This is a genomic window from Massilia eburnea, assembly GCF_009720745.1.
In the GTDB taxonomy this organism is placed as follows: domain Bacteria; phylum Pseudomonadota; class Gammaproteobacteria; order Burkholderiales; family Burkholderiaceae_D; genus Rugamonas; species Rugamonas eburnea.
In genome coordinates this window covers 61,436-80,819 of the sequence record NZ_WNKX01000024.1, presented here as the reverse complement: position 1 = coordinate 80,819, position 19,384 = coordinate 61,436, and the positions used below count along the sequence as shown (strand labels likewise).

Genomic DNA, 19,384 nt, shown 5'->3' with positions numbered 1-19,384 from the left:
ATCGTCAAACGCCCACACTTATCGACTGTTGATTTTTAAAGATCGCTGCGTTTAGCGACAAATCGTTGTGTTTGTCAGCAGCAGAGAAGCGAGATTATGCGGTACAGCGTGCAACTCGTCAACCCCTTCTTTTTTCTCGCTGCGCTTACTGTTTTGACAGTGTTGCGTTGCGAGGGACAGAACTATAGCAAAGGGATCGCTGCACCGCAAGGGCCAAATTACAGGCCTTCGAAATTCGGGGTGCGCTTTTCCAGGAAGGCGTACATGCCTTCGCGCTGGGCTGGCGTGCCGAAGCCTGCGTGGAACAGGCGGCGCTCATAGTTCACGCCTTCGGATAGCGTGGTTTCGAAGGCGCGGTTGACGCAGTCCTTGATCTGCATCGCTACCGATACCGGCATCTGGGCGATGCCCTGGGCGATCTTCAATACTTCTTCAATGAGGCTGGCGGCTGGAACGACGCGCGATACCAGGCCAATGCGCTCTGCTTCGGCGGCGTCGATCATGCGGGTCGTCAGGAGCATGTCCATGGCTTTCGACTTGCCGATGGTGCGCGGCAGGCGTTGGGTGCCGCCGGCGCCCGGCGTGACGCCGACCTTGATCTCAGGCTGGCCGAACTTGGCGCTGTCGGCTGCGATCAGGAAGTCGCACATCATGGCCAGCTCGCAACCGCCGCCCAAGGTGAAGCCTGCCACGGCGCCGATCACGGGCTTGCGCACTTTCAGGATGTGCTCCCAGTTGCGGCCAATGTAGTTGTCGCGGTAGGTGTCCTGGTAGGTGTAATCCTTCATCGCGGCGATGTCGGCGCCAGCTGCAAACGCTTTCTCACTGCCGGTCAGCACGATCACGTGGATAGCTGGGTCTTTATCGAACTTGGCGAAAGCGTCGCCCAGCTCATTCATCATATTGTCGTTCAGGGCATTCATTGCCTTCGGACGGTTCAGGCGGATCAATGCCACTTTGTCGTGCACTTCTACGAGCAGGTCCTGGTATTCCATATATTCTCCTCCAGTCGGTTAGCTATCGGGCAATTGTAGCTGTTGTGCACGAAGCGTGCGCCTTTCAATGAGGGGCAGACCTACACTGGACTGGTGAATTTGACCGGAGAAACGCCATGTTCAAATCGATTTTGCTGCCCACCGATGGCTCGCAGCTTTCGGAACGGGCTACCGCGACTGCGATTGAGTTCGCGAAGATCCATGGGGCGCGCATGACTGCAGTTTCAGTGATCCAGCCGCTGCCCTTCGTGCCGATGGCTGATGCGGCAGTGCTACCAGATGCCGGTGTGTTCGACCGGGAGATGCGTGTGAATATGCAGGCGGGCCTGGACAAGGTGCTGGCGGCCGCCAGCGCCGCAGGCGTCGAATGCGATACGGTGCTGGGCGAGGCGATCAATCCTTATGAGGTGATCGTCAAGGTTGCCGAGGAACGCCATTGCGACATCATCCTGATGGCGTCCCACGGCCGCAAGGGCCTGAACAAGCTGTTCCTCGGAAGCGAAACCCAGAAAGTCCTCGCCCACACGCACCTGCCGGTGCTGGTGTTGCGCTAAGCGGCTTTACCGCGCGAGTTTCGGCAGCAGCACCCAGATATTGCCGCGCTGTTTCATGCGGCCCGCCAAGTCGGCGGCTTCGGCGCCAAAGCCGAAGAAGAAGTCCAGTCGGACGGCGCCTTTGATTGCACCACCCGTATCCTGCGCCATCATCAGCCTTTGCAGCGGCATTTCATCATCGCCAGGCAAGGTGGTGTTCAGGTAAACCGGTGCGCCTAGCGGCAACTGGTTGCGGTCGATCGCCACGGAGCGCTGCGGCGTCAGCGGCACGTTCAAGGTCCCCTTGGGGCCGACTTTCGGGTCGGGCAGCTTTTCTTCCTTGAAGAAGACGTAGCTCGGGTTGGCATTGAACAGCTCTTGCTGGCGGGTCGGATGGCCATCGATCCAGGCCTTGATGCCCTGAGCGGTGGCCTGCTCGATAGTCAGCTCGCCCTTTTGCACCAGCCATTTGCCAATCGACTGGTATGGGCGGCCATTCTGGTCGGCATACGCTACGCGCACGGTTTCGCCGTCGGCCATCTGTACGCGGCCGGAGCCCTGCACTTCCAGGAAGAAGGCTTCCACCGCGTCGTCCACCCACAGCAGCTCATTGCCCGGCAGGCCGGACTTGCTGATTTCATCGCGCGCCGGATAAGGCACCACGCGCTTGCCTTTCAGGCGGCCGCGCACGCGCTTGTTTGCCAGCTCCGGATAAACGGAACCCAGATCAATGATGACCATATCGTCCGGCACCTTGTACAAAGGCGTCTGGTAAGGACCGCCCCGCTTCCGGGAGCCGCGCAGCAACGGCTCGTAATAGCCGGTAATCAAGCCGTTGTCGGCGCCATCGGGACCAATGACCTGGTGTGGGTCGAAGAACGATTCAAAATACAGGCGGATGGCCGATTCGCTGTTGGCGTCCACCGTTTTAGCAATGGCGCAAGGCTCTTTCCAATCCGCGCTGCCAGCCATCTTGGAGCAGGACAGCATGAAGGCCGGCCATGCGGCGCGCAGGTCATCGCGGTTCCAGCCCGGCAAATCGGCGAAACGTGCGGGGATGAATTCCGCCTTGGCAGGCGGCGCCGGGGTTGCAGGAACGGTCGGCTGCGGCGGCTGGGCGGGCGGCTGGGCGGGCACGGTCGGCGCGGGTTGCGGCGGTTTGACGGGCGGAGGCGGTGGCGGCGTAACGCAGCCGGCCAGCATCAACGCGACGGCGGAGACGCAAACGGGTAAACTACGGCGTGTCAAAAACATGAGGTGTTATCTATGTGGTATCTGATGCTTGAAGCGGTTGTGGCGCTGTTCCTGCTGGTATTCATCGTCTGGTGGACGCTGCCGTCCAACAAAAAGAAGAAGGACGGCGACAAATAATTAGTGCAACGTCCGCGGCAGCGACAGCACGAACTCTGGAATCTTGGTTTCAAACTGGTGGCCATCCTCGGCCACGCAGAAGTATTCGCCGACCATGGAGCCCTGCTGCGTGCGCAGCTGGGTGCCGCTGGTGTACTCGAACACCTCGCCCGGCGCCAGCAATGGCTGGTGCCCTACCACGCCAAGGCCGCGCACTTCTTCCACGTGGTTATTGGCATCGGTGATCACCCAGTGGCGGGAAATCAGTTGCGCCGGCACGGTGCCGGTGTTTTTGATGGTGATTGTGTAAGTAAATACAAAATTGGTGCGGTCCGGGTTGGACTGTTCCGGCAGGTACTGGGTACGTACCTCGACCGTAAACTCATACTTGGCCATGGGGTTTCCTTCGTAACAATTGGGCAATTCTAGTCCAAGCAATCGGACAGCGTCCGCACACCAGCGTAAAATAACGCATCTTTTTTTACCAGCCGACCAGCCATGACCACTTTCCGTATCGCTCCGAGCATCCTGTCCGCCGACTTCGCCCGCCTGGGTGAAGAGGTCCGCAATGTTGTTGCTTCCGGCGCCGACATCATCCACTTCGACGTGATGGACAACCATTACGTGCCGAACCTGACCGTCGGCCCGCTGGTTTGCCAGGCGATCCGCCCGCACGTGCAAGTGCCGATCGACGTGCACCTGATGGTCAAGCCGGTCGACCGCATCATCCCTGATTTCGCCAAGGCTGGCGCCAACATCATCACCTTCCACCCGGAAGCGTCCGACCACATCGACCGTTCGCTGCAACTGATCCGCGACAACGGCTGCAAGGCCGGCCTGGTATTCAACCCCGCCACCCCACTGAGCTACCTGGACCACGTCATGGACAAGATCGACATGATCCTGATCATGTCCGTCAACCCAGGTTTCGGCGGCCAGTCCTTCATCCCGCAGGCGCTGAAGAAGATCGCCGAAGCGCGCCGCCGCATCGATGAATCCGGCCGTGACATCATGCTGGAAGTCGACGGCGGCATCAAGATCGACAACATCAAGGCAGCAGCGGAAGCCGGCGCAGATACCTTCGTGGCAGGTTCCGCGATCTTCGGCCAGCCTGACTACAAGGCCGTGATCGACGCAATGCGCGTCCAGCTGGCTTCGGTGTAAGCGCTATGGCGGCGGTCCTGCGCGGCGTAAGGGCCGCCATCATTGACCTCGACGGCACCATGCTCGACACGATGCCGGACTTCGAGGTGGCCATCAACCTGATGCGCGAAGAACTGGGCCTCGCGCCCATCACCGCGGCGCAGATCGAACTGATGGTCGGCAAAGGTTCCGAGAACCTGGTCCGGCGCGTGCTCGCCCTGGACTTTGAAGACGAAGGCGTGGAACGCCTGTTCGCACAGGCGATGGAAGCCTACCAGCGTCATTACCTGGTCATCAACGGCCGCCACAGCGAAGTGTACGCCGACGTGGTTGCAGGCTTGCAGGCAATGAAGGCCAACGGCCTGCGCCTGGCATGCGTCACCAACAAGCCGGTGGCTTTCGCCAAACCGCTGCTGGCACTGAAAGGCCTGGACGGCTATTTCGAGGTGCTGTTCGGCGGCGACTCTTTCGAAAAGAAGAAACCCCACCCCATGCCGCTGCTGAAGGCCTGCGAATATTTCGACCTGCCGCCGGCGCAGGTGGTGGCGATCGGCGACTCCTCAAACGATGCGGAAGCGGCCCGCGCGGCAGGCTGTCCTGTGCTGACAGTGCCATATGGTTATAACCACGGAGTGGGTATACACGAAACAGATTCCGATGGTATAGTTGACACGCTTCTTCATGCAGCTGAACTGATTTCACGCGCAAACTAGACAAATGTTTCTCAACAAAAGACACAATGTAACCCACCGGGGCTCGATTGAGGCCTGGCTGTGGCGACGCTGGCAATCCTGACTTAGTCCTGATTGCTGTCGGCGCACGCACATGTGTTCCGACAGGTTTTTTGTAACCATACCGCCATTACCTATCCTTGGCGGAACGGAGAGAACATGACCGAACTCGAATTCAAATCCCTGGCCGCGGAAGGCTACAACCGTATCCCTCTGATCGCGGAAGCTTTCGCCGACCTGGAAACCCCGCTCACCCTGTACCTCAAGCTGGCCCAGACCCAGAACTACGGCAAGAACACCTTCCTGCTGGAGTCCGTAGTGGGCGGCGAGCGTTTCGGCCGCTACTCTTTCATCGGCCTGCCTGCCAACACGCTGCTGCGCAGCACCGGCAAGCTGACCGAAATCGTCAAGAACGGCCAGGTAATCGAGACCCACGAGGGCAATCCCCTCGAATTCATCGAGCAATACCAGGCGCGCTTCAAAGTCGCCGTGCGTCCGGGCATGCCGCGCTTCTGCGGCGGCCTGGCCGGCTACTTCGGCTACGACACCGTACGCCATATCGAAAAGACGCTGGCCAAGACCCAGCCGAAAGACGACCTGGGCCTGCCGGAAATCCAGCTGATGGTGACCGAGGAACTGGCGGTCATCGACAATCTGTCCGGCAAGTTGTACCTGATCGTGTACGCCGACCCGCAGCAGCCGGAAGCCTATTCGAAAGCACGCCAGCGCCTGAAAGACCTGCGCGCCCTGCTGCGCCGCGGTGTCGATGCACCGGTGACCACGCCTTCGGTACGCACCGAAATCATCCGCGACTTCGCCAAAGAGGATTACCTGAAGGCGGTCGCCAAGGCCCACGAATACATCCTGGCCGGTGACCTGATGCAGGTGCAGATCGGCCAGCGCATCCGCAAGCCATACGTGGATTCGCCGCTGACGCTGTACCGCTCCCTGCGTTCGCTGAACCCATCGCCGTACATGTACTTCTACAATTTCGGCGATATGCAGATCGTTGGCGCGTCGCCGGAAATCCTGGTGCGCAACGAAACCCTGCCGGACGGCGAGAAGAAAGTCACGCTGCGTCCGATCGCCGGCACCCGTCCACGCGGCAATACGCCGGAACGCGATGCCGCGCTGGCCGAAGAACTGCTGAACGATCCGAAGGAAGTGGCCGAGCACGTAATGCTGATCGACCTGGCGCGCAATGACCTGGGTCGCATCTCCGAGACCGGCACGGTCAAGCTGACCGACAAGATGGTGATCGAGAAGTATTCGCACGTGCAGCACATCGTCTCCAACGTGGAGGGCAAGCTGAAGAAAGGCATGTCCAACCTGGACGTGCTGCGCGCGACCTTCCCCGCCGGCACCCTGACCGGCGCGCCGAAAGTGCGTGCGATGGAAATCATCGACGAGCTGGAAATCTGCAAGCGCGGCATCTACGGCGGAGCCTGCGGCTATCTCTCCTTCGGCGGCGAAATGGACGTGGCGATTGCGATCCGCACCGGCGTGATCAAGGACGGCATGCTGTACGTACAGGCCGCCGCCGGCATCGTCGCCGATTCAATTCCGGAAATGGAATGGCAGGAAACTGAAAACAAGGCGCGCGCCGTGCTGCGCGCGGCCGAGCAAGTGCAAGATGGCCTGGATGGGGAGTTCTGAAATGCTGCTGATGATCGACAACTACGACTCCTTCACCTACAACATCGTGCAGTATTTCGGCGAGTTGGGCGAAGACGTGCGCGTGCATCGCAACGACGAAATCACCATCGCCGAAATCGAAGCATTGAATCCTGACCGCATCTGCATCTCGCCGGGTCCAAAAGATCCGTCGCAGGCGGGCATCTCGCTGGAAGTGCTGAAACACTTCGCGGGCAAGAAACCGATCCTGGGCGTCTGCCTGGGACACCAGGCCATCGGCGAAGCCTTTGGCGGCAAAGTTATCCGAGCCAAGCAAGTCATGCATGGCAAAACTTCTCTTATCGCGCATACGGGTGTGGGCGTGTTCCAGGGCTTATCCAGCCCGTTCACGGTAATCCGCTACCACTCTTTGGCAATCGAGCGATCCTCGCTGCCTTCCTGCCTGGAAGTCACAGCCTGGACCGACGACGGCGAAATCATGGGCGTGCGGCACAAGGAGTTCGACGTCGAGGGTGTGCAGTTCCACCCCGAGTCCATCCTGTCCGAACACGGCCACGCCTTGCTGAAGAATTTCCTCGATCGCAAATAAGAGAAGGAAGCATCATGTCTATCACGCATCAAGAAGCACTGGTTCGCTGCATCGAACACCGTGAGATTTTCCACGACGAGATGCTGCACCTGTTCCGCCAGATCATGTCGGGAGAAATGTCGCCGGTGATGGTGGCTGCCCTGACCATGGGCCTGCGCGTCAAGAAGGAAACCATCGGCGAGATCACCGCTGCGGCGCAAGTCATGCGCGAGTTCTCGACCAAGGTGCCGATGGCCGATACCACCAACCTGGTGGATATCGTCGGCACCGGCGGCGATGGCGCCCATACCTTCAATATTTCTTCCGCTTCCATGTTTGTCGCCGCCGCTGCTGGTGCGCGAGTGGCCAAGCATGGCGGGCGTTCCGTGTCGTCGTCTTCCGGCAGCGCGGACCTGATCGAATCGCTCGGCGCGCACATCAACCTGAAGCCGGAGCAGATCGCGCAGTCGATCGCACAGACCGGCATCGGCTTCATGTTCGCGCCCAACCATCACGCTGCGATGAAGCACGTGGCGCCGGTGCGCCGCGAACTGGGTGTGCGCTCGATCTTCAACATCCTTGGGCCGCTGACCAATCCGGCCGGTGCGCCGAACATCCTGATGGGCGTGTTCCACCCGGACCTGGTCGGCATCCAGGTGCGCGTGCTGCAGCGCCTGGGCGCGCAACACGCCCTGGTGGTGTATGGCCGCGACAATATGGACGAGGTTTCGCTGGGCGCGGGTACCATGGTAGGTGAGCTGGTGAACGGCGAGATCCGCGAATACGAGATCCATCCTGAGGACTTCGGCCTGGCCATGATCGCTTCGCGCAACCTGAAGGTGGCGGATGCAACGGAATCGAAAACGCGCGTGATGGAAGCGTTGCGCGGTGAGCCGGGGCCTGCTTCGGATATCGTGGCGCTGAATGCCGGTACTGCGCTGTATGCAGCGGGCGTGGCTTCCTCGATCGAGGACGGTTTGAAGCGCGCGCGGGCAGCGGTGTCGTCCGGCGCGGCGGTGGCCAAGCTGGAACAATTCGTGCGCGTTACGCAGGAACTCGGCAAGGAGGGCTAAGCGATGTTCGGCATTCATGACCTGATGCTGTTTGTGATCTCCGGTCTGCTGCTGAACATCATGCCGGGTCCGGATTCGCTGCTGATCATGGCGCGCAGCGCTACGCAGGGCTGGCGCGCAGGATGCGCGGCGGCGCTGGGAATCGGCGCGGGAACGATGATGCACATCAGCGCAGCTGCTCTGGGTCTGTCGGCGGTGCTGGCGACTTCCGCCACCGCGTTCACTGTCGTCAAATGGGTAGGTGCGGCTTATATCGTATGGTGCGGCATCAGCATGCTGCGGGCGCGACTTAAAGCCAGCGAAACCGGCAAACCGGCCGGATTGGCCGTCCCGTCTGCGCTGCCGTACCGCAAAATCTTCGCCCAGGGGTTCCTGACCAATGTGCTGAACCCGAAAGTCGCACTGTTCTTCCTGGCCTTCGTGCCGCAGTTTATCGATGCGGGCGCAGCGAACAAGCCGCTGGCCTTCCTGATCCTGGGCAGCATCTTCAATTTCAACGGCATGCTGTGGTGTAACGGCCTTGCCATCTTCACCGCCTTTGCCAGCGCAAGGCTGAAGGTCAAACCGCTGGTGGCCCTGTGGCTGAACCGCGTGACCGGCGGCCTGTTTATCGCCCTCGGGGCACGCCTGGCCTTGTCCGAACAACACTGAGATTCATATGTCCGATATCCTGAACAAAATCCTGGCCGTGAAGGCCGAAGAAGTGGCGGCCGCCAAGAAGCACCGCAGCCTGCAGTCCCTGCGCGCCGAAGTGGAAGGCGACACGGAGCTGCGCGCCAACCTGCGCGGTTTCGAAGCGAGCCTGCGCAAGAAAATCGAAGCCGGCCAGGCCGGCGTGATCGCGGAAGTCAAGAAGGCCTCGCCATCGAAAGGCGTGCTGCGCGCCGACTTCCGCCCCGCCGACATCGCCGAAAGCTATGCCAAGGCCGGCGCCGCCTGCCTGTCGGTGCTGACCGACGTGAATTTCTTCCAGGGCGCCAACGAATACCTGCAGCAGGCGCGCGCCGCTTGCGATATTCCGGTGCTGCGCAAGGACTTCATGGTCGACATGTACCAGATCTATGAAGCGCGCGCCATGGGCGCCGATTGCATCCTGCTGATTGTGGCCGCATTGGACCACGGCCTGATGGCGGAGATGGAAGCCTGCGCCCACGAACTGGGCATGGACGTGCTGATTGAGTCGCACGACGGCGACGAATTGACTGCAGCGCTGAAGCTGAAGAGCCGCCTGATCGGCATCAACAACCGCAACCTGCGCACCTTCGAAGTCACCCTGGACAACACGCTGAACCTGCTGTCCCGCATTCCGCAGGAGCGCATGGTGATCACCGAATCCGGCATCATGAGCCCGAGCGATGTGCAGCGCATGCGCGAAAACGGCGTGCACGCCTTCCTCGTGGGCGAAGCCTTCATGCGCGCACCCGACCCGGGGGCCGAGCTGCGCAAGCTGTTCATTTAATTGCGCAGCGCGGCGACTTCATGCCGCCGACACGGTGCAATTCGGTAAACAGGCCGCCCTTCTCCATTTCGAACATGGTGATGGTGCGGCCGTCCAGGCTCATCTTGAATGTCTGGACTTGCGTCGCACTGATCCACGGCTTATCCGGCAACGGCGTTTCCCACCAGATGGTGTGATTAACCACTTTCCACCTGCCCTGCTCCTTTTTCACCTTGCCCTCGTTGCCGGTCTCCGGCATCACGTAGTAATTCCCGTCTTCATCCATCAGCAGCGCGCCATCCGGGCCGATCTTGCTCGACTTCCAGATGCCGACGATCGCACATGGCTGGGGATGCTTGCCGATCATTACATCGATTTCCTTATCTGCGGCCAACCGCCCAAGGGCTATCAGGACACCTATGCTCACTGCCGCCACCCAGCAAACGATGGTAGACGGCAAAATGAAATTGCCCCCGCCGCGCATAGCGCAGAGCTCATGGTATTCAGCGCCCAGCCAGTTGGTAGCGATGCCCTCTTCACGCAGCACCACTTTGCCGCGCCGTATCATCAGCAGCAGCACCAGGATATTGGCCAGCGGGATGAAAACCAGGATAACCGCGAGAATCCGCATCACGATATTCGAACCGGCCCCTTTCGCCAGCCGGTATACCGCCGTCATTGTCAGCGCCATGATGCCGAAGGCGAGCGGAATTTTCGGCCAGCCTACCAGGCTAAGATAGAAATAGCCGGTAATCAGGTAAAGCACCGTCGCGTAGATCGTCAGGCGTACGCCATCGGCCAGCACGTACAGGCGGCGGTTGCGGACAAGCTCCTCTGCCGCAGCTTTTTCCTGTTCGCGGCTCGCGCGTGGCGGCAAGGCGGGATTGGCGCCCGCGCTGCCGGCGGCTGGCGCCGGGGCGACGACAGGATCCAGCGCCAGTGCAGAGGAACGGGCCGCGGGCTTGGCCCTATCAAGATCCAGCGGTGCTTGCGGCGCAGCTGGAGGCGGCAGCTTTTTGGGCGGCGGCGGTTCAGGATGTGCGGCCACGCCCGGTTCCAGCGCCAGCGTGGCGTGGCAGCCGGCGCGCTCGCGCAGGGCTGCTGCATACTGCCTGGCCTGGAAGCGCGGCACGCCCTTTTTCACGACAGTACGGCGGCCACCGGATAACAGCGCCAGCATTTCGGTCACCGGCTTGCGCGTCAGCGCCGCCAGGCGGTTTGCCGCATCGCCCAGGCCCACACCCTCGGCCGGTCCTTCCAGCACTACCTGGTAAGTCGGCGGGCGGTGCACTTCGCCGGACTGGTTGTCCACCACGGTCAAGCCAAGTTCCTGGGCCAGGTACAGCACATGCGGCACGACCACCTTGCGCCGCCGTTCCACCGTCAGGCGGCCGGCGTTACCGGCATAGTGGCCTTCCGACCAGGGCGTATCAGGGAACAGCGCTGCGAGCGCGTCATGGAAGCGCTTCAGCACGACGGACGGCGCTTGTTCACCGGCCTCCTGCCGCAGCTTGTTCATGAAGGGGAAAACCTCGAGATCCGACTCGGGAGTGGCCACTGCGGCCAGTTGTAGCTGATATGTCATGCCATGATTTTACTGGCGAACTGTGTAATTTGTTAAACTAAAATTACACTTTTACAACAAAATCATGGAACACTTTTTCGGTTCAGTGCCCGACGGGAGCGAACATTGCGCCGCCAATTGCCGCCAGCACGAGCAATGCCAGCAGAACTTTGACCGAAGGCAGCATCGCGCCTTCCGGCATGCCGCCAAGCTCGCGGACCACGCTGGCGCCAGCCAGGCCATTGCCGCTGGTGATGTCGCTATTGTTCAGAATCCCGGCGGCGCGGAAATAGGTCCAGCCAAGCAGCAGGGTACCGATGCCCGGCAACAGGGCCAGCAGCGCAAAACACAGCATGCGGAAACGGGTCGATTCCAGTGCTTTTCCGAACTGGACGACGGCCATCACGCCCAGCACGCTCATGGCCAGCAAGCCCGGCATGATGAACGGCGATTTGATGCGCAGCGCGAAGAGCACGCCCAATATGAGGCTGCCGGCGACAGTCATGGCGGCCATGCGCTGCGCCTCGGCGGCCATGAACAAATTGTCATCGGCCTCAATTCCGGCATATTCCGGCTGCTCGACGTCAGGGACCGGTGCTTGCGCGACCTGCGCCTGGGGCGCTTTGCGCACCGCTTTGTGCGCGGCCGTTCTGGCCGCAACCGGCGCCGGTGCGGGAGCTGGCTTGCGCGGATCGGCGACGATGCTGGCAACGCAGCTGGCGCGATCGCGTAACGCTACGACATAAATATCGGCTTGTGCACGGGTCAGGCCGCGCTTGACCAGAGTGCGGCGGCCCGACTTCAGCAAGGTCACCATCTGGTCGAGAGGCTGGTTCATCAACTCGGCAAGCTGCGCGGCCGCCACTTCCATTTCGACGCCCGGCACCGCCCGTTCCAGCACCACCTGGTAGGTCAGTGGCCGGTGCACGGCTCCGCTCTGCTCGTCCGCCACCGTCACGCCCAGGTCGCTGGCGATGCGGATCAAGTGAGGAATCACTTCGCCGTGGCGGCGCGCAATACCGATGGTGCCGTAGCCGCCCTTGAAGTTTTCGCCAAGCGGACCGTCAGCCCAAGGGCAATCGTCAATTGCCGCGTCCGTCGCTGCATAGCTGCTCAGGCAGGGAAACAGTTTGAGTGCGGCATCACGAAAATTCTTCAGCTGCTGGGATGGCGCCATGCTGACAGTATGGCCTGCCACCTGTTCCAGGAAAGTGAAAACATCCGCATCGTTCGCTGGAACTTCGCGCGCGATGACATGCAGCGTATATGTCATAGATTTAATCGTGGCCAATTCTCAATTGAGTGATGTTAAGTTACTCCATGTCAAATTAAAAGTCCGTGCGGCATGAAAACGACATACTGGCACATTGCAAAAAAAGCATGCACAATGAATTTTGTGTAAAAAACAAAATTGGGAAAAATGAAAATAGCAATCCGCTTCGCGGTATTGGCTGGCCTGGTAGGCTTTTACTTTTACGCCATCGCACCCATGCTGTTCGGCGTGTCGCAGGCGCGTGACGACGCAGGCAAACCGATGGCGGAAAGCGAACGCAAGCAAATGATCCAGCTATTGCTGGCGCGCCTGGACGGTTTTTACCTGGTGCCGGAAAAGGCCTCCGAAATGCGGCGCGTCGTGGAAGCCGCCGAAGCAGCCGGCAAATATGACCATCTGACCGCAGGCAACCAGCTCGCAAATGCGCTGACCAATGATCTGCGCAGCGTACGGGAGGATCATCACCTGACTGTCGAATACAAGTCGATCGTACTGGGCCCCGAAGAACCCCCGCAAGGCTCGAAACCCGACCCGGGTCCCGATCCGGGCCTGCTGGCTGCGGGCGGGCGCGCAGTCGCCGGAGTGTTCCGCAATTACGGCGTAGCCGAAGCCTCGGTACTGGACGGGAATGTCGGCTACCTCAGGCTGAGCGGCTTTTCGCCGTCATACCTGGCCGCACCAAAATACGCTTCCGCAATGCGCAAGCTGCACGATACGCGCGCCATGATCGTCGACCTGCGCGATAACGGTGGCGGCTACGGCGCGGCGGGAGAGGTCCTTGCCAGCTACTTTTTCGACCAGCGCACGCGCCTGAACGACACGGTGTACCCGCGCGAAGGAGTAACGGTGGAAGGCTGGACCGCCGAAAAGCTGGACGGGCCGCGCTATGGCCAGCAAAAGCCGGTCTATATCCTGACCAGCCGCGGCACATTTTCCGCGGCGGAGGATTTTGCTTACGCGCTGCAGCAGCAAAAGCGCGCCCTGGTGGTTGGCGAATCCACGCGCGGCGGTGCGCATCCGGTGGAACTGTTCAGGCTTTCCGACCATTTTCGCGTGTGGGTGCCGACCGGGTGGTCGCATAACGTGATCAGCAATGGCAACTGGGATAGGACCGGCGTCAAACCGGACTTGCCGATGGATGCCAGCAACGCGCTATTGCGTATCCAGGACCGGCTGGCGGCGCAGCGCTGATCATGCGGCCAGCGATGCGGGCGCCGCGACTTCGGCGCAGTTGCGGCCATTGGCCTTGGCGCGGTACAGCGCCGCGTCCGCACGCGACAGCAGGCTGTCGAGGGATTCGCCCGGCGCTTGCTGGCCGGCGATGCCGATGCTGACTGTGCATGGCGGCAGGCCTGGCTGCTGGCTTTCCCGCAGCAGTGCCTGGATACGCTGCGCCAGCTGCTGCGCATGCGGCAGCGTGGTGTCGGGCAGCAGCACGGCGAATTCCTCGCCGCCGAAGCGCGCCACGTAATCGCTCTGGCGCGCAGTACGCATGATGACCGCGGCCACGTGCACCAGCACCTTGTCGCCCTGTGCATGGCCATGCTGGTCGTTGATGGCCTTGAACAGGTCAAGGTCAATCGCCATCAGCGACAGGGGCGAATCGACGCGCTGCTGGCGCGCACGCACGCGGTTGAAACTTTGCAGGAAGCCGCGCCGGTTCAGCACATTGGTCAGCGGGTCGTGCGTGGAGCGCTGCTCAAGGATTTTCTGCAGCTTGCGCGTGGCCAGCATCAGGAAGGCCACCGTCATCAGCAGGGCCATGAAGTTCGCCAGCGCCAGGTAGACGTTAGCCAGCGCGCTGTTGCGCATCAGGCTGGCCGCGTCCTGGTCTGCCATGAACAGCGCCGCCACGCCGCGCGAGAAGGTGTTCAGCGATTGCGCCGCCAGCAGGATGCCAAAGAACCAGCTGGTGAAGTGCGTGGTGCGATGGCGCCACGCCAGGCGCAATTGGTCGATGTAGAAAATAGAGACGAGGAAGCTGAACGCCGCCGCGCGGTGCGGGAAGTTCGGCTCCACCAGCAGCCACCAAAGGATGGCCGCCAATTCCAATATCCAGGCGGCATGGAAGATGGCCCAGCCGGGCGGCTCGCCGTAGAAGCGGCGCGTGCCCACCATGGAAAGGCCAATGCCGCACATCAGGCAGGCATTGGCGCCCGGCAGTGCAATGAAGTCCGGTAAGGCGCCGCGCATCATGAACAGTGTGCCGGCGCACACCATCGCCACCAGGCCGTAAGCCCATTGCCCAACGCCCGCCACCTCGCGCCGGAAGCTCAGGTGAACCGAATACATGGCCACCGCCAGCACCGCGCAGGTGAGCGTGGTGGTGAACAGGATGGTGAACGGATCCAGCGCGAACTTCACGGCTTGTTCAAGGCTCGGTTCAGGCGGTCGGGCGGCGCAGGCTGGTCTTCTGCTGTTCCACCGCGATGGTGATGCCCGGCACATGGTCGCCCTGCAGGGTGACGTCGAAAGCCATCAGTTCATCGCGGCGGAAGGCGTGCACCTGCACGGTGTCGCCAACCTTGTAGCGTGCCAGCAGGCCATCCACATTGGCCGGATTGCCGGTCACGCGCAGGCCGTCGATCGCCACCAGCAGGTCGTTGGCGGACAGGCCGGCTTTCTGCGCGGCGCCGCCGTCATGCACGGCGCTCAGCTTGCAGTCGGCGCCATCGCGACCCAGGTTGACGTCCATGCTCGGCTTGGTGGACTTGCGCTCGTCCTTGTAACCAACGCCGAACTGCGGCAGCAGCTTGGCCAGCGGCAGGTCATCTGTGCCCTTGATGTATTTGTCGAAGAAGGTCTTCAGCTTGAATCCGGCCACGCTGTCGAACAGCGCCTCCACTTCTGCCGGCGTGACGCCGCGCGGCTTGCCGCTGTAGAAATCGCGGCCGAATTTCTGCCACAGCGCGCGCATGATGTCGTCCAGCGAGCGTTTGCCGTTGGTCTTGGCGCGAATGGTCAGGTCCAGGCCCAGGCCGACCAGCGAGCCCTTGGCGTAGTAGCTGACGATGGCGTTCGGCGAGTTCTCGTCCTGGCGATAGTATTTGCCCCAGGCGTCGAAACTGGAATCGGCCACGCTTTGCTTGGTGCGGCCGCTGCCGCGCAGCACGGCGCCGACGGTCTTGCCCAGCATCTTGTAATAGCCTTCCTCCGACAGCAGTCCGGCGCGCACCAGCAGCAGGTCGTCGTAGTAGCTGGTGAAGCCTTCGAACAGCCAGAGCAGCGGGGTGTAATTCTCCACCTGGTAATCGTACGGCGCGAACACCGCCGGCTTGATGCGCTTGACGTTCCAGGTGTGGAAGTATTCGTGGCTGCACAGGCCGAGGAATTTCATATAGCCTTCGCTCGGCTCTTTGCCTTTCTGCGCGGTGGTCGGCAAATCCGAGCGGGAGCAGAACAGCGCCGTCGAGGCACGGTGTTCCAGGCCGCCGTAGCCGTCGCCCGTCACCATGGTCATGAAGACGTAGCGGTCCATCGGGGCTTTTTTCGTGCGCGGCTCGAAGAAGGCGATTTGCGTCTCGCAGATTTTTTTCAGGTCGGCGCAGACACGGGCGATGTCGAGGTTGGGCACGCGGCCGGTGAAGACCACGTCGTGCTGCACGCCCAGCGCCTTGAAGCTGGCCATCTCGAACGTGCCCATTTCGACCGGGCTGTCGATCAGTTCATCGTAGTTCCCGGCGATATAGGTGCCGAATCCATAGCGCTTGGCCTTCAACTCTTTCAGCGCAGTGGCAACGCGCCATTTGGCAGCCGCCTCGTGGGCCGGACGCTGGATGTCGACAATGTGCGCTTCGTCTTCCTGTCCGACGGCACGCAGGAATACGCTGGTGCCGTTGAAGAAGCCGTGGGTCTGGTCCAGGTGTGCGGCGCGCACCGACAAATCCCAGGCATACACTTCATAGTGCACGGTGAGTTTGCCTTTGACCGGCGGGGCTTGCCAGGAATGTTTGTCGAGCTTAGCCAGTTCGACCGGCTGGCCGCCCGCCTCTGCGCGGATCTGGACGATGTTGCGCGAAAATTCGCGGATCATGTAGCTGCCGGGGATCCAGGCCGGCAGCACCAGGACCTGGCCTTCCGGCGCAGGTGCTTCGATGGTCATGCTGACCTGGAACATATGGGCCGCCAGGTCTTTTGCGGTAATGGCGTAGCTGATTTTTTTGTTTTTCATTTGATGTCGGACGGCGTGTCGATATCCTGCAGGATGCCGGGATCAACCACCGCCAGTTCGTTAACCGGATTATTCTTCAAAATGCTGCGGGCGCCCTGGTCGCCTTGCAGCGCCAGCAGCGCTGGCAGATGGGCGCGGCCGAAAGCGACTGGATTTCCGCGTTCGCCGTCATGCATCGGCGCCGCAATTGCCGCCTCGCCGCCCTGCCTAATTTCGCGCACCAGCGCCGTCATCGTGGCCGGACGCACAAAAGGCATGTCGGCCAGCGCGATCAGCCAGCCTTCCGCATGCTGCGCGTGCTGCACGCCGCACACCAGCGAAGCAGCCATGCCTTTGCCCGCTTCGGCGCAGGCCACGACTTCGCAGCCCATGCCGTGCAACAGGCTTGCAGTGGCGCAGTCCTCCGGACGTACCACGGCGACGACGCGCGGCACAGCGGCCAATAAGGCGCGCGCACTGGCGGCGGCAACCGGCTCGCCGCCAGGCAGCGCTTGCAGGAGTTTGTTGCGCGCACCCGCCGGATCGAAGCGAGCGCCTCGGCCAGCTGCCAGCAGGATGCCGACGATGTCCTTCGCCGTCGCCATGCCGCCAGGCGCCGCCGCGGTGGCGTCCGCCAATGCCGCGTCAGCCGCGGGCCCGGCGATGCCGGGTCGCTCGGAGGCATGGGAGGCGGACACGCGTTACGCCCTGTCCTACGCTTTGGACAGGTCGAACGGCAGCTTGCGCACGCGCTTGCCGGTCAGTTTGAACACGGCATTGGCCAGGGCCGGCGCCAGCGGCGGCAAGCCCGGCTCGCCCATCCCGGTCGGGTTGTCGGTCGATGCGACGGTGAAGACTTCCACCACCGGCATGTCCGGCATGCGCGCCACCGTGTAGTCGTTGAAGTTGGACTGTTCGACCATCCCATCCTTCAGCGTAATCGCCGCGCCGGGCAGGGTCGCGCCCAGCCCCATCAACGCCGCGCCCTGCACCTGGGCCTCGATCGTCATCGGATTCACCGGCAGGTTGCAGTGCACCCCGGCCGTGACCTTGTGCACCTTGGGCTGGCCGTTCTTGACCGACGCCACCACTACGTACGCCACCGAAGTTTCGAACGATTCGTGCAGCGCCACGCCCCAGGCCTGGCCCTTGGGCAGCTTGGCCTTGCCGTAGCCCGACTTCTCGACCGCCAGGTTGAGCGCCGCCAGCTGGCGCGGATGCTTGGCCGGATCGATCATCTTGCGGCGGTATTCCACCGGATCCATTTTGGCCACGTGCGCCGCTTCGTCGATCAGCGTCTCCATCACAAAAGCGGTGTGGGTCGAGCCGACGGAGCGCCACCACAACACCGGCACGTTGGCCTTGACGTTGTGGACGGTCAGGTTCATCGGCACCGAATACGGATCGCCCATGCCTTCCACCATCGTCGCATCGACGCCATCCTTCACCATCATCGGCTCGAACGGCGTGCCCGCCAGGATGGACTGGCCCACGATCACATGGTTCCAGCCGACGATATTACCCTTGGCATCGAAGCCGATATCGGCCTGGTGCACATGCGACGGACGATAGTAGCCGCCCTTGATATCGTCCTCGCGGCTCCAGATGACCTTGACCGGGCCTTTGCCCCAGGCCTTCGCCACGTTCACCGCTTCCACGATGTAGTCCGAGGTCGGCACCGCGCGGCGGCCGAAACCACCGCCCGCCATCATCGTGTTCAGTGTGACCTTGTCGGGAGTCAGGCCGGCCGCCTTGGCCGCTGCCACCGCATCAAGCGTCTGGAACTGGCTGCCCGCCCAGATGGTGCAGGAGTCGCTGCGCAAATCGACCACGCAGTTCAGCGGCTCCATCGGCGCATGCGCCAGGTAAGGGAATTCGTAGGTTGCGCTGATCTTCTTCGGCGCCTTGGCAATGGCGGCGATATCAGCCTTCTTCGCAGGAGTACCTGCAGTTTTGGCCAGCTTTTTGAACTCGGCCATCTGCTGCTTGCTGTTGACCTTTTCCAGGCCCGCGGTATCCCACTCGACAACCAGCGCATCGCGTCCCTGCTTGGCCGGCCAGTAGCCATTGGCCACCACCGCCAGGCCGCTGCCGCCACGGTCGGTATCGACCTTGATCACATCGATCACGCCCGGAACGGCCTTGGCTTTCGCGGCGTCGAACTTCTTCACCTTGCCGCCAAAGACCGGCGGATGGGCCAGCACGACCACCTTGGCGCCTTCCGGCTTGAAGTCCATGCCGAATTGCTGCGTACCGGTCGCCTTGGCGCGCGCATCGAGGCGCGGCGTCGGCTTGCCGATGATGGTGAAGTCCTTGACGTCCTTGAGCTTGACCTCTTGCGGGACCGGCTGCTTCATCGCCGCATCGGCCAGTGCGCCGAACGTCGCGCTCTGGCCGGACGGGCCACGCACAACGCCTTTCGAAACGGTGATCTGCGCAGCCGGTACCTTCCACTGCTCGGCCGCCGCGGCGACCAGCATGGCGCGTGCCCGCGCGCCGATCTCACGGTATTGCTGCCAGGAGTGCTTGACGGCGGTGGAGCCGCCCGTCATCTGGATGCCGAATCCAGGGTCCTTGTACGCATCGCCTGCCGGCGCCAGCGCTGAATGCACCTGCGACCAGTCGGCATCCAGTTCTTCGGCGATCAGCATCGGCAGCGCGGTATGCACGCCCTGGCCGAATTCGAGACGGTTGACCTGGATGGTGATGGAATTGTCCGGCGCAATATGCAGGAAAGCGTTCGGCGCCGAGATCGGCTTGGCCGGCGCATCCGCCGCAAGGGCACGGGCAAAGCGCCCGCCGCCGCTGGCGACGTAGAAGCCGAGGACCAGGCCACTACCGGCTTTGAGGAAGGTACGGCGCGACACCCCTGAAGATTCCGCGACGTCCGCTTGAGCTGCCATGAACCATTCTTTGCGCATGGCGGCCTCC

18 protein-coding genes are annotated in these 19,384 nt (G+C 62.0%); 9 read left to right on the top strand and 9 right to left on the bottom strand.

Annotation, left to right across the window (positions count from 1 at the left end; genetic code table 11):
* Positions 1–218 precede the first annotated feature (218 nt).
* A complete protein-coding gene (locus GM658_RS23730; RefSeq protein WP_155456534.1) occupies positions 219–995 on the bottom strand; it encodes an enoyl-CoA hydratase in 777 nt (258 codons plus the stop codon).
* A gap of 116 nt (positions 996–1,111) precedes the next feature.
* Here GM658_RS23730 and GM658_RS23725 point away from each other — a divergent pair, with 116 nt between their 5' ends.
* Complete coding sequence (locus GM658_RS23725; protein WP_155456533.1) at positions 1,112–1,549, top strand: universal stress protein; 438 nt, start codon at positions 1,112–1,114, stop codon at positions 1,547–1,549.
* 6 nt (positions 1,550–1,555) lie between these two features.
* Here GM658_RS23725 and mltA read toward each other — a convergent pair whose 3' ends face one another.
* Complete coding sequence (gene mltA / locus GM658_RS23720; RefSeq protein WP_155456532.1) at positions 1,556–2,782, bottom strand: murein transglycosylase A; 1,227 nt, start codon at positions 2,780–2,782, stop codon at positions 1,556–1,558.
* A gap of 117 nt (positions 2,783–2,899) precedes the next feature.
* Positions 2,900–3,274, bottom strand: a complete 375-nt coding sequence (gene apaG, locus GM658_RS23715) for a Co2+/Mg2+ efflux facilitator ApaG/CorD (protein WP_155456531.1) — start codon at positions 3,272–3,274, stop codon at positions 2,900–2,902.
* A 102-nt stretch (positions 3,275–3,376) separates the two neighbouring features.
* Here apaG and rpe point away from each other — a divergent pair, with 102 nt between their 5' ends.
* The 7 genes from rpe (at position 3,377) to trpC (ending at position 9,487) form a co-directional block, all read left to right on the top strand.
* Positions 3,377–4,042: a ribulose-phosphate 3-epimerase gene (gene rpe / locus GM658_RS23710; RefSeq protein ID WP_155456530.1), complete on the top strand. Its 666-nt coding sequence runs from the start codon at positions 3,377–3,379 to the stop codon at positions 4,040–4,042.
* A gap of 5 nt (positions 4,043–4,047) precedes the next feature.
* Positions 4,048–4,734, top strand: coding sequence for a phosphoglycolate phosphatase (locus GM658_RS23705; protein ID WP_155456529.1), 687 nt, complete (start codon positions 4,048–4,050; stop codon positions 4,732–4,734).
* A gap of 177 nt (positions 4,735–4,911) precedes the next feature.
* Positions 4,912–6,408: an anthranilate synthase component I gene (trpE, locus tag GM658_RS23700; RefSeq protein WP_155456528.1), complete on the top strand. Its 1,497-nt coding sequence runs from the start codon at positions 4,912–4,914 to the stop codon at positions 6,406–6,408.
* Between the two features lies 1 nt (position 6,409).
* The gene (locus tag GM658_RS23695; protein WP_155456527.1) at positions 6,410–6,976 is read left to right on the top strand and encodes an anthranilate synthase component II; all 567 of its coding nucleotides are present in this window, start codon (positions 6,410–6,412) and stop codon (positions 6,974–6,976) included.
* A 14-nt stretch (positions 6,977–6,990) separates the two neighbouring features.
* Complete coding sequence (gene trpD, locus GM658_RS23690) at positions 6,991–8,028, top strand: anthranilate phosphoribosyltransferase (protein WP_155456526.1); 1,038 nt, start codon at positions 6,991–6,993, stop codon at positions 8,026–8,028.
* Between the two features lie 3 nt (positions 8,029–8,031).
* Entirely contained in the window at positions 8,032–8,679 is a 648-nt protein-coding gene (locus tag GM658_RS23685; protein WP_155456525.1) for a LysE family translocator, read from the top strand.
* Positions 8,680–8,686: 7 nt separating this feature from the next.
* Positions 8,687–9,487, top strand: coding sequence for an indole-3-glycerol phosphate synthase TrpC (gene trpC, locus GM658_RS23680; protein ID WP_155456524.1), 801 nt, complete (start codon positions 8,687–8,689; stop codon positions 9,485–9,487).
* Here the strand turns inward: trpC and GM658_RS23675 are convergent.
* Together GM658_RS23675 and GM658_RS23670 are read right to left on the bottom strand one after the other, a co-directional pair.
* Positions 9,480–11,051 (bottom strand): hypothetical protein, encoded by a 1,572-nt coding sequence (locus GM658_RS23675; RefSeq protein WP_155456523.1) that lies wholly within the window; start codon positions 11,049–11,051, stop codon positions 9,480–9,482. The two genes, trpC and GM658_RS23675, sit on opposite strands and share 8 nt — an antisense overlap.
* Before the next feature lie 82 nt (positions 11,052–11,133).
* Positions 11,134–12,303, bottom strand: a complete 1,170-nt coding sequence (locus GM658_RS23670) for a hypothetical protein (RefSeq protein ID WP_155456522.1) — start codon at positions 12,301–12,303, stop codon at positions 11,134–11,136.
* 147 nt (positions 12,304–12,450) lie between these two features.
* Between GM658_RS23670 and GM658_RS23665 the strand changes: the two genes are divergently transcribed.
* Positions 12,451–13,494, top strand: coding sequence for a S41 family peptidase (locus GM658_RS23665; protein WP_155456521.1), 1,044 nt, complete (start codon positions 12,451–12,453; stop codon positions 13,492–13,494).
* Here the strand turns inward: GM658_RS23665 and GM658_RS29820 are convergent, their stop codons facing one another.
* Genes GM658_RS29820 through GM658_RS23645 form a run of 4 tightly spaced genes read right to left on the bottom strand, consistent with a single transcriptional unit; the run spans position 13,495 to position 19,374 of the window.
* Positions 13,495–14,667, bottom strand: a complete 1,173-nt coding sequence (locus tag GM658_RS29820) for a GGDEF domain-containing protein (RefSeq protein ID WP_170298939.1) — start codon at positions 14,665–14,667, stop codon at positions 13,495–13,497.
* A gap of 19 nt (positions 14,668–14,686) precedes the next feature.
* Positions 14,687–16,474: a M61 family metallopeptidase gene (locus tag GM658_RS23655; RefSeq protein ID WP_155456519.1), complete on the bottom strand. Its 1,788-nt coding sequence runs from the start codon at positions 16,472–16,474 to the stop codon at positions 14,687–14,689.
* Positions 16,471–17,151: a nucleotidyltransferase family protein gene (locus GM658_RS23650; protein ID WP_371865239.1), complete on the bottom strand. Its 681-nt coding sequence runs from the start codon at positions 17,149–17,151 to the stop codon at positions 16,471–16,473. Before GM658_RS23650 ends, GM658_RS23655 begins: the two co-directional genes overlap by 4 nt.
* A 15-nt stretch (positions 17,152–17,166) precedes the next feature.
* Positions 17,167–19,374, bottom strand: coding sequence for a xanthine dehydrogenase family protein molybdopterin-binding subunit (locus tag GM658_RS23645; RefSeq protein WP_308613008.1), 2,208 nt, complete (start codon positions 19,372–19,374; stop codon positions 17,167–17,169).
* Between the last annotated feature and the right edge of the window lie 10 nt (positions 19,375–19,384).